Source organism: Pseudomonas sp. Wu6 (assembly GCF_019891515.1).
GTDB classification, from domain to species: Bacteria; Pseudomonadota; Gammaproteobacteria; order Pseudomonadales; family Pseudomonadaceae; genus Aquipseudomonas; species Aquipseudomonas orientalis_A.
Genome location: NZ_JAFLXH010000071.1, coordinates 1 through 10717 on the forward strand (window position 1 = coordinate 1; position 10717 = coordinate 10717).

Consider the following 10717-nt stretch of genomic DNA (forward strand, 5'->3'; position numbering starts at 1 on the left):
GGTCAAGACGCCGAGCGCCGAACAGAAAATCATGTACCTGTCCGGAGGCAACCAGCAAAAGGCCATTCTCGGCCGCTGGCTGTCGATGCCGATGAAGGTGCTGCTGCTGGATGAGCCCACGCGCGGTATCGATATCGGCGCCAAATCGGAGATCTATCAGATCATCCACAACCTCGCGGCCCAGGGTATTGCGGTGATCGTAGTGTCCAGCGACCTGATGGAAGTCATGGGCATTTCCGACCGCCTCCTGGTGATGAGCGAAGGCGCCCTCACGGGCGAGCTCCCTCGCGACCAGGCGGATGAAGCACGACTGTTGCAATTGGCACTTCCGCGTACGCGGGCTTGAAGAACAAGAGGGCGCAGGTATGTCTCAGGTAAAAACGGCAAAAAGCTTCTGGCCAGGGTTCAATCAACGCAAGTTTCTCGACGACTGGGTGATGCTGTTGGCCGCCTTGGGCATTTTCGTGCTCAGTGCGCTGTTCATCGACAACTTCCTTTCGCCGCTGAACATGCGCGGGCTGGGCCTGGCGATTTCCACGGTGGGCATCGCCGCATGCACCATGCTGTTCTGCCTGGCGTCGGGGCACTTCGATTTGTCGGTGGGCTCGGTGATCGCCTGCGCCGGCGTGGTGGCGGGCATCGTGATCCGCGACACCGACAGCGTGATGCTCGGCGTGTCGGCGGCCCTGGCCATGGGCCTGGTGGTGGGGCTGATCAACGGCATCGTCATCGCCAAGCTGCGCATCAACGCGCTGATCGCGACCTTGGCGACCATGCAGATCGTGCGCGGCCTGGCCTACATCTTCTCCAACGGCAAGGCGGTGGGGGTGATGGATGAAGGCTTCTTCGTGTTCGGCAACGGCCAACTGATGGGCGTGCCGGTGCCGATCATCATTACCGTGTTGTGCTTTGTGTTCTTTGGCTGGCTGCTCAACTACACCACCTATGGGCGCAACACCATGGCCATCGGCGGTAACCAGGAAGCGGCGCTGCTGGCGGGGGTCAACGTTGATCGCACCAAGATCATCATCTTTGCCGTACACGGCCTGATCGGCGCACTGGCCGGGGTGATCCTGGCCTCGCGCATGACCTCCGGCCAGCCGATGATCGGCCAGGGTTTCGAACTGACCGTGATATCGGCGTGCGTGCTGGGCGGGGTGTCGTTGAGCGGTGGTATCGGCATGATCCGCCATGTGATTGCCGGGGTGTTGATCCTGGCGATCATTGAGAACGCGATGAACCTGAAGAACATCGACACGTTTTATCAGTATGTGATCCGTGGCTCGATCCTGCTGCTGGCCGTGGTCATCGACCGCATGAAGCAACGCTGATCCCAAGCCATATGAGGATCAACATGTGGGAGGGGGCTTGCCCCCGATGGCGGTGTATCAGTGACAGATGTGCAAGCTGACCCACCGCTATCGGGGGCAAGCCCCCTCCCACATTGGATCTCCTGTGTTCAGGAGGGCGGTATTTGCCATAATGCCCCCGCTTTTTTATCTATAGGCCCGATATGCAGGAAAACGCTCACTCCCCCGTCAAAGACACCGCCCCCACCGGCACCCAGACCCTGCTGCGTGGCCTGGGCGTGGTGCAGGCGGTGGCGGCCGGTGCGCGGGATCTGAAAGAGATCGCCCGCCGTATCGGTACCACCCGCAGCACCACCCACCGCCTTGCCAGTTGCCTGGTGGAGGAGCGTTACCTGCGGGTGGTTCCGCAAGTTGGTTACCTGCTGGGCCCCAAGCTGATCGAACTGGGGTTCCAGGCGCGCGAAGAACTGCCGCTGGTGAACCTGGCCGTACCCTACCTGGACGAGTTGTCGGCCCTCACCGGCGACACCATCCACCTGGCGATTCGCGAATACGACGAGGTGCTCTACCTGCACAAGAACCCCGGCCGCAACGGTCCGGAAATGCGCTCGCGGGTGGGCCATCGCATGCCGCTGGCGCGCACCGGCATCGGCAAGGCGTTGATGCTCGATGACAGCGTGGAGGAATGGCAGCGCCTGTACGACGTCAGCCTGCCGGCGGGGGGCAAGAACCTGCAATGGCCGCAGCACCCCGAGCAGTCCTGGGCGCAGTTCGAGCAGCGCATGCATGAATACGTGGTGGGCGGCTATGCGTTCGATCTGGAAGACAACGAACCGTCGATCCGTTGCGTCGCGGCACCGGTGCGCGATGCCAGCCGGCGAATCGTCGCCGGCATCAGCATCGCCAGTACCGTGCCCTACATGCCGCTGGAGAAAATGGCCGAGCTGATCCCTGTGATCAAACAGGTCGCGGCCCGGCTCTCGGCGCAACTGGGCGCGAAGGCCTGATCAGGCCTTCAGGGTCGCCATGTCGATGACGAAGCGATACTTCACATCGCCGGCGATCATCCGTGTGTAAGCCTCGTTGATCTGGCGGATGTCGAGCATCTCGATGTCGCAGGTAATCCCGTGCTCGGCGCAGAAATCCAGGACTTCCTGGGTTTCGGCAATGCCGCCGATCAACGAGCCGGCCAGCACTTTACGGCCCAATACCAGTTTGGCGGCATTGACGGGCGGGTCCACCGGCTCGATCAGGCCGACCAGGATATGCACGCCGTCAAAGCGCAGCACGTCGAGGTAGGGGTTAAGGTCATGCTGCACCGGGATGGTGTCGAGCAGGAAGTCGAAATGCCCGGCGGCGGCTTTCATCTGTTCGGCATCGGTGGACACGATCACATGGTCGGCACCCTGGCGACGGCCTTCTTCGGCCTTGCTCGCCGAGCGCGTGAACAGCGTCACTTCGGCGCCCATGGCCTTGGCGAACTTGATACCCATATGGCCCAGGCCGCCCATGCCGAGAATCCCGACCTTGTCACCGGCCTTCACGCCATAGTGCTTGAGCGGCGAGTAGGTGGTGATGCCCGCGCAGAGAATCGGCGCAGCGCTGGCCAGGTCGAGCTTGGCCGGGATCTTCACCACGAAGTGTTCGCTGACCACGATGCTGTCGGAGTAACCGCCCATGGTGTTGCTGCCGTCCACGCGGTCCGGGGTGGCGTAGGTCATGGTCGGGCCTTCGAGGCAGTATTGCTCCAGATCCGATTTGCACGCGTCGCAGTGGCGGCACGAATCGACCATGCAGCCCACGCCCACCAGGTCGCCGACTTTATGGGAGGTGACGCTGGCGCCGACGGCAGTGACCTTGCCGACGATTTCGTGGCCGGGCATCAGCGGGTACACCGCGATGCCCCATTCGTTGCGCGCCTGGTGGATATCGGAGTGGCACACGCCGCAGTAAAGAATCTCGATGGCCACGTCATCGGGGCGCGGGCTGCGGCGTTCAAACGACATGGGGGCGAGGGGAGTGGTGGCCGACTGGGCGGCGTAACCGATCGCTGTGTACATGAGGAAACCTCGCAAATGCATTGAAAAGTGAGGCGGGCCATTTTCCTCACTGACCCTGTGGACGGCCATGGCGATTGCTCCGAGTCTCATGCCTATTCGTCCGACAGTGCCCCTTGTTTGGATGCATGTGGCGCCAGACCTGCGATGATGTTCTTATCCCTTTTTCGCGAAGTTTTTTGCCATGCTGTTGACCCGCCATCTCGACGCTAACGCCACCCTGGTTTCCTTGATCGAGGGGCTTGCCTCCCGCGACGGCTTTTCGCCGACTCACTTGCCTGGCGTAAAGGTGTTGCGTGCCAGTTGCGACGTGGCGCGTGGGCCGCAGATCTACGAGCCGAGCCTGATGTTCGTGGCCCAGGGCAGCAAGGTCGCCTATCTGGGCCCGCGTACGCTGGAGTACGGCGCCGGGCACTACCTGATCCAGGCCATGCCGGTGCCGTTCGAGTGCGAGACCTTTGCCATGGCCCCCGGAGCGCCTTTGCTCGGCGTGACGGTCGGGATTGATCGCGTGGTGCTGGGGGAATTGGTCATGGCGATGGGCATGCAAGCCGGACCACCGCCGGCGGCGCAGACCCTGGAGTCGATGAGTTCGGTGGTGCTCGATGACGCCATGCGCGGGTGCGTCGAACGGCTGTTGCAGTGCCTGCACGATCCGCTGGAGAGCCGGATCATGGGGCCGGCGCGGGTGCGTGAATTATTGTTCACCGCGTTGCGTGGGCCACAGGCCGATGTGTTACGTGCCTTGGTGGAACAGCAAGGGCAGTTTTCGCGGATTGCCACGTCCCTGAGCCACCTGCATGCCCATTACGCCGAACCGCTGAATATCGAGACGCTGGCCGGTTTTGCGCACATGAGTGCGTCCACCTTCCACGAACACTTCAAGCGCTGCACTTTGTTATCGCCGGTGCAGTATCTCAAGCGCCTGCGGCTATTGAAGGCCCAGCAACTGCTGCTGGTGGAGGGGGTGAGCGTGGCGCAGGCGGCGCATGGCGTGGGGTATCAGAGTACGTCGCAGTTCAGTCGCGAGTATAAACGCTACTTCCTGCGTAACCCCGGCGAAGAACGGGCCGCTTGAGCGTCACTGACACAATCAGGTTAAAAATGTGGGAGGGGGCTTGCCCCCGATAGCGGTGGTTCAGCCACAGACAGGCTGACTGACACACTGCCATCGGGGGGCAAGCCCCCTCCCACATTTGATTTACATATTCGGGTAAGTCGGCCCGCCCGCACCTTCCGGGGTCACCCAAGTGATGTTCTGCGAAGGGTCCTTGATGTCACAGGTCTTGCAGTGCACGCAGTTCTGGGCGTTGATCTGGAAGCGCTTTTCGCCGTCTTCTTTAGTCACCACCTCATACACGCCGGCCGGGCAGTAACGCTGCGCCGGTTCATCGTAGAGCGGCAGGTTGGTGCCGATCGGGATACTCGGGTCTTTGAGCTTGAGGTGGCACGGCTGTTCTTCTTCGTGGTTGGTGCCGGAGATGAACACCGAGCTCAGTTTGTCGAAGCTCAGCTTGCCGTCGGGTTTGGGGTAGTCGATCTTCTGGCTGTCCTTGGCCAGCTTGAGGCAGGCGTAGTCCGGCTTGGTGTCGTGCAGGGTGAAAGGAATTTTGCCGCCAAAAATGTTCTGGTCGAGCCAGTTGAAGCCGCCGCCGACGATGGCGCCGAATTTGTGCACCGCCGGGCCGAAATTGCGGCTGGCGAACAGTTCTTCGTACAACCAACTGGCTTTGAAACCGTCGACATACGCGGTCAGTTCGTCACCGCCTTCGGACTCGGCAAACAGGCGGTCGGCTACCGCGTCGGCGGCGAGCATGCCGGACTTCATCGCGGTGTGGCTGCCCTTGATCTTGGCGAAGTTCAGGGTGCCGAGGTCGCAACCGATCAGCGCGCCACCCTTGAAGACCATCTTGGGCAGCGAGTTCAGGCCGCCTTTGCAGATCGCGCGGGCGCCATAGCTGACGCGCTTGCCGCCTTCCAGGTATTGGGCCAGCACCGGGTGATGCTTGAGGCGCTGGAACTCATCGAACGGCGACAGGAAGGTGTTGCTGTAGGACAGGTCCACGATCAGGCCGACCACCACCTGGTTGTTTTCCAGGTGATACAGGAACGAGCCACCGGTGTTCTCGTTGCCCATGATGTCCAGCGGCCAGCCGGCGGTGTGCACTACCAGGCCGGGCTGATGTTTGGCCGGATCGATTTCCCAGATTTCCTTGAGGCCGATGCCGTAGTGCTGGGCATCGGCGTCGCTGTCCAGGTTGAAGCGCTGGATCAGTTGCTTGCCGATATGCCCACGGCAGCCTTCGGCGAACAGGGTGTACTTGCCGCGCAGCTCCATGCCCGGGGTATACAGGCCTTCTTTGGGCTTGCCTTCGCGGTCCACGCCCAGGTCACCGGTGATGATGCCGCGCACCACGCCGTTTTCATCGAACAGCGCTTCCTGGGCGGCGAAGCCTGGGTAGATTTCCACGCCCAGGTTCTCGGCCTGCTGGGCCAGCCAGCGGCACAGATTGCCCAGGGAAATAATATAGTTGCCTTCGTTGTGCATGGTCTTGGGCACAAAGAAGTCGGGAACCCGGGTGGAGGTATCGCTGCTGCGCAGTACATAGATGTCGTCACGCACCACCGGCGTGTTGAGCGGGGCGCCGAGTGCTTTCCAGTCCGGGAACAGTTCGTTCAGGGCGCGTGGTTCGAACACGGCACCGGAGAGGATGTGTGCGCCCACTTCGGAGCCTTTCTCGACCACGCAGACGCTGATTTCCTTACCGGCTTCGGCGGCCTTCTGCTTCAGTCGGCAGGCGGCGGACAGGCCCGCCGGGCCGGCGCCGACGATGACCACGTCGAATTCCATGTATTCGCGTTCCACAGGCTATCTCCTACTCAAGGCTCAACAGGCTTTTTTTCTAATGGGTGGAGGTTCGGTAGTGTCATGCGGCAACGGCACGACTCACCTTTCTCTCTAGGTGGCGCATTATATCTACACCACTGGCAGCGTCCAATACAAACGTTTGTTTGAATTGCCCGCAGGCTAGGTAAATCAAAGCAACGCGGCTTATGACTGACCATTTTGCCGTATTGACCAGAATAGGCGTTCCGGTCAATATACGGTCGGTTTTGCGCTGACCGTAGGCAGACTGCAGGTTTCAAGAGCACGTCCAAAAGCAAGACAGGTGACGCGTGCCCGGACACTGGCGCGCAGTTTACATGCTGCGATAAAGAATGACCTCTCAGTCACCCCTGACGAACGGTCATCACTTCCCGTGAGCAAGGTCATCCGCCGAGGTTTTTGGAGGTGCCCTTGTGTGCCGATGAGCATCAACCGCCAGGTTCGCCTAGGCGACTTTCTTTTCACCGGAGAGTAACGAGGAATCCATGAAGGTTCTTGTAGCTGTCAAACGCGTTGTCGATTACAACGTGAAAGTTCGCGTCAAGGCGGACAATTCCGGCGTCGACCTTGCTAACGTCAAGATGTCGATGAACCCATTCTGTGAAATCGCCGTGGAAGAAGCCGTACGCCTGAAAGAGAAAGGCGTGGCGACCGAGATCGTCGTGGTTTCCATCGGCCCGACCACTGCCCAGGAGCAATTGCGTACCGCCCTGGCACTGGGCGCCGACCGCGCCATCCTGGTCGAGTCCGCCGAAGAGCTGACCTCCCTGGCCGTGGCCAAGCTGCTCAAGGCCGTTGTCGACAAGGAACAGCCGCAACTGGTGATCCTTGGCAAACAAGCCATCGACAGCGACAACAACCAGACCGGCCAGATGCTGGCTGCACTGACCGGTTACGGCCAGGGCACCTTCGCGTCCAAAGTGGAAGTGAGTGGCGACAGCGTTGCGGTCACCCGTGAGATCGACGGCGGCGCGCAGACGGTTTCCCTGAAACTGCCGGCCATCGTCACCACCGACCTGCGTTTGAACGAGCCGCGTTATGCGTCCCTGCCAAACATCATGAAAGCCAAGAAGAAGCCGCTTGAAGTGCTGACTCCGGACGCTTTGGGCGTTTCCACCGCCTCCACCAACAAGACCGTCAAAGTCGAAGCGCCGGCTGCACGCAGCGCGGGCATCAAGGTCAAGTCGGTGGCTGAACTGGTTGAGAAACTGAAAAACGAAGCGAAGGTGATCTGAACATGACTATCCTCGTAATCGCCGAACACGATAACAAGGTGCTGGCCCCGGCCACCCTGAACACCGTGGCCGCTGCCGCTAAAATCGGTGGCGACATCCACGTACTGGTAGCCGGTCAGGGCGCTGGCCCGGTGGCTGAAGCCGCCGCGAAAATCGCTGGTGTGAGCAAAGTGCTCAACGCCGACAACGCTGCTTACGCGCACCAGCTGCCGGAAAACGTTGCGCCGCTGGTTGCAGAGCTGGGCGCCGGCTACAGCCACATCCTGGCTGCCGCCACTTCCAACGGCAAAAACATCCTCCCACGCGTTGCCGCGCAGTTGGACGTTGACCAGATCTCCGAGATCATCTCGGTCGAAAGCGCCGACACCTTCAAGCGCCCGATCTATGCCGGTAACGCCATCGCCACCGTGCAGTCCAACGCTGCGGTCAAGGTCATCACCGTGCGCGCCACCGGCTTCGACCCGGTGGCCGCTGAAGGCGGTTCGGCTGCCGTTGAAGCCGTCGCTGCTGCCCATGACGCTGGCACTTCCAGCTTTGTCGGCGAAGAGCTGGCCAAGTCGGATCGCCCGGAACTGACCGCTGCCAAAATCGTCGTTTCCGGCGGGCGTGGCATGCAGAACGGTGATAACTTCAAGCACCTGTACGCCCTGGCCGACAAGCTGGGCGCAGCGGTCGGCGCGTCCCGCGCAGCCGTTGACGCAGGCTTCGTACCCAACGACATGCAGGTCGGCCAGACCGGCAAGATCGTTGCGCCGCAGCTGTATATCGCGGTCGGTATCTCCGGCGCGATCCAGCATCTGGCCGGTATGAAAGACTCCAAGGTGATCGTTGCGATCAACAAGGACGAAGAAGCACCGATCTTCCAGGTGGCCGATTATGGCCTGGTGGCGGACTTGTTCGAAGCCGTTCCCGAGTTGGAGAAGCTGGTCTAATCCAGTCGCTTCACTTATAAAGAGCCCGGTCTTGTGACCGGGCTTTTTTTTGACGTGTAGGAGCACCTCGCCATGCAACTGCGTTCCTTGATCCTGCTGCTAAGTCTTACGCTGCTGCCGACCTTGTCGCTGGCGGCCGGCAAGTGCGAGCGCCTGATCATTACCGGCAGCCCGGATGCACCGCCGTTGCTGTGGCGCGACCCGCAGGACCCGACTCACCTGATCGGCGCCACCGCCGATGTGCTGCAACAGGTAGCCACGGACCTGGGCCTGAAAATCGACCTGCTTTACGGCGGCAAGCGCTCCCTGGCCCTGGAGGAAGTGCGCAGCGGGCGCATGGATATCCTCGCCGATGCGCCGTTGAACCTCGGCGAGCTGGAAAACCTCGACTACATCCACCCGGCGTTGATGCAGATCGATTACCTGGTGTGGACACGCAAGGACTCGCCCCTGGTCTACACCACCGCTGCCGACTTGCACGGCCATAAGGGCGCCGCCTCGGAGCGCGCTCGTCTGAGTGCCGGGTTTGATGCCCTTGCCGGCGAGCAGTTGACCTTGCAGCGTCTGCCCAGCCTGACGCCAGCCTTCCAGAAGCTGTTGCTGGGGGAGGTGGACTATGTGCTCGCCAGCCGCTATTCCGGCATGGCCATGGCCCAGACCCTGGGCATGAGCAATGACCTGGTCGCGCGCGAAGTACCGATCGACCAGCCCGGCCTGTACCTGGCCATCTCCCACAATTCGGCCTGCAATGATCCGTGGCTGCGCGGACAGCTGGCTAAAAAGATGACAGAATTGCCCGCGTCCGGTACCGCGGAAGCCGCGTTGCAGCGCAATCTCGAGCGCTGGAAGGCGCAATTGCAACAACCCGTCGGTACCCCAACAAAGTAGGGATTTTCAGTGACTCTTCGACCTCTTTTCGCGGCCCTGGCCGTTGTCGCCCTGGCGGGATGTGCCACCGATCCTGCGCCGACTGAACAAATGCGCCTGACCCAGCAAGCCCTGGAGCAAGCCAACGCAGTGGGCGCCAATACCGATGAATCGCCCGAGCTGAAACTGGCTGAAGAAAAATTTGCCAGAGCCCAGGGCAACATGGCCGACCAGTCCTACAAACACGCACGCATGCGCGCCGAACAGGCTGAACTGGATGCGCGTCTGGCCGAGGCCAAAGTGCTGACCGGCAAGAGCCAGGAACAATTGAACGTGGTCAACACGCGCATCGCGCGCCTGCGCAAGCAGTTGCAGTTGGGAGAAGCCCAATGATCCGCGGTGTGAGTGTGGCGTTACTGCTGAGCAGCGCGGTGCTGGGCGGCTGTGCCAGCCAGCCCAGTAGCGAGCAGGCGTTGCAACAGGCCGGCAATGACTTTCAGTCGGTCAAGGAAGACGCCAATGTATTGCGCTTCGCGCCCAAGGATGTAATCCGCGCCGGGGAGTCCCTGGCGCGTGCCGACCGCCTCTCCAGCTACTGGGGCAGCGGCGCCGACGTGGTGCATTACGCTTACCTGAGCCAACGCTACAGTGCCATCGCCCGGGAACACACCGAGCAGGGGCTGAACGCCGAGCGCCTTGCCAAACTCGAGCTGGAACGCCAGCGCCTGCAATTGGCCTTGCGTGAAAGCAAGTTGGCCAGCGTGCAGCAGCAGGGCAAGTGGGTCGAACAGCAAATCGCCAGCCTGACCACCCAGACCGAGCGTGGCCTGGTGATGACCCTGGGCGATGTCTTGTTCGATACCGGCGAAGCCGAGTTGCAGAATTCGGCCAACCGTACGGTGTTGAAGGTCGTGCAGTTCCTGCAACTGAACCCCAGGCGCAAGGTGCGCATCGAGGGCTACACCGATGATACCGGGGGCGAACGCGACAACCTGAACCTGTCCCGTGATCGTGCCCAGTCGGTGGCAGATGTGCTGGTTGACCTGGGGATCGACGAAAAACGCATTCAGGTCGAGGGGTATGGCGACAAGTACCCGGTGGAGGCCAACGCCTCCGAGCGTGGCCGTGCGCAGAACCGTCGGGTGGAAATTGTGTTCTCCGACGAAAAAGGCCAACTGGGCGCCGCTCGCTAAGAACCAGGCCCGGATCAAAATGTGGGAGGGGGCTTGCCCCCGATACCATAGGTATCTACACAACTCAGCAGCGCCCAACCGTAACCACGATGCGAAGCGAGTCGCTCTTGATCTTGATCTGCTTGTGATCTTGATCTCAGGCGCCCCGTTAAACCACGCTGGCCGAACGCAGGCTTGAATCCGTGGGCAACCCGGCAGGACGCCGGGTTAGCCGCACTGGGCCATGGATGGCCCAT

The 10717-nt window shown here is 61.4% G+C and carries 10 protein-coding genes and 1 pseudogene; 9 read left to right on the top strand and 2 right to left on the bottom strand.

The features are described 5' to 3' along the window. The 3 genes and pseudogenes from araG to J1G34_RS26545 all read left to right on the top strand — a co-directional run. Positions 1-346: pseudogene (gene araG, locus J1G34_RS26535) on the top strand (L-arabinose ABC transporter ATP-binding protein AraG); the annotation flags it as partial. A gap of 19 nt (positions 347-365) precedes the next feature. Next, entirely contained in the window at positions 366-1331 is a 966-nt protein-coding gene (araH, locus tag J1G34_RS26540) for an L-arabinose ABC transporter permease AraH (RefSeq protein ID WP_222994849.1), read from the top strand. Positions 1332-1513: 182 nt separating this feature from the next. Continuing rightward, positions 1514-2317: an IclR family transcriptional regulator gene (locus J1G34_RS26545; RefSeq protein WP_065895466.1), complete on the top strand. Its 804-nt coding sequence runs from the start codon at positions 1514-1516 to the stop codon at positions 2315-2317. On the opposite strand, the gene J1G34_RS26550 is transcribed toward J1G34_RS26545, so the two are convergent. Next, the gene (locus J1G34_RS26550; protein ID WP_065895471.1) at positions 2318-3370 is read right to left on the bottom strand and encodes an NAD(P)-dependent alcohol dehydrogenase; all 1053 of its coding nucleotides are present in this window, start codon (positions 3368-3370) and stop codon (positions 2318-2320) included. A gap of 181 nt (positions 3371-3551) precedes the next feature. Between J1G34_RS26550 and J1G34_RS26555 the strand changes: the two genes are divergently transcribed. Further along, positions 3552-4445: an AraC family transcriptional regulator gene (locus J1G34_RS26555; RefSeq protein ID WP_065887794.1), complete on the top strand. Its 894-nt coding sequence runs from the start codon at positions 3552-3554 to the stop codon at positions 4443-4445. A gap of 123 nt (positions 4446-4568) precedes the next feature. Here the strand turns inward: J1G34_RS26555 and J1G34_RS26560 are convergent, their stop codons facing one another. Continuing rightward, positions 4569-6233: an electron transfer flavoprotein-ubiquinone oxidoreductase gene (locus J1G34_RS26560; RefSeq protein ID WP_065895465.1), complete on the bottom strand. Its 1665-nt coding sequence runs from the start codon at positions 6231-6233 to the stop codon at positions 4569-4571. 506 nt (positions 6234-6739) lie between these two features. Between J1G34_RS26560 and J1G34_RS26565 the strand changes: the two genes are divergently transcribed. From J1G34_RS26565 to J1G34_RS26585, 5 genes are all read left to right on the top strand, one after another. Then, positions 6740-7489, top strand: a complete 750-nt coding sequence (locus tag J1G34_RS26565; RefSeq protein ID WP_024076934.1) for an electron transfer flavoprotein subunit beta/FixA family protein — start codon at positions 6740-6742, stop codon at positions 7487-7489. Between the two features lie 2 nt (positions 7490-7491). Further along, positions 7492-8421, top strand: coding sequence for an electron transfer flavoprotein subunit alpha/FixB family protein (locus J1G34_RS26570; protein WP_065895464.1), 930 nt, complete (start codon positions 7492-7494; stop codon positions 8419-8421). A gap of 72 nt (positions 8422-8493) precedes the next feature. Continuing rightward, positions 8494-9309: a substrate-binding periplasmic protein gene (locus J1G34_RS26575; RefSeq protein ID WP_222994850.1), complete on the top strand. Its 816-nt coding sequence runs from the start codon at positions 8494-8496 to the stop codon at positions 9307-9309. Positions 9310-9318: 9 nt separating this feature from the next. Further along, positions 9319-9681: a DUF4398 domain-containing protein gene (locus J1G34_RS26580; protein ID WP_083203322.1), complete on the top strand. Its 363-nt coding sequence runs from the start codon at positions 9319-9321 to the stop codon at positions 9679-9681. Then, positions 9678-10481 (top strand): OmpA family protein, encoded by an 804-nt coding sequence (locus tag J1G34_RS26585; protein ID WP_065887798.1) that lies wholly within the window; start codon positions 9678-9680, stop codon positions 10479-10481. Before J1G34_RS26580 ends, J1G34_RS26585 begins: the two co-directional genes overlap by 4 nt. Positions 10482-10717 lie beyond the last annotated feature (236 nt).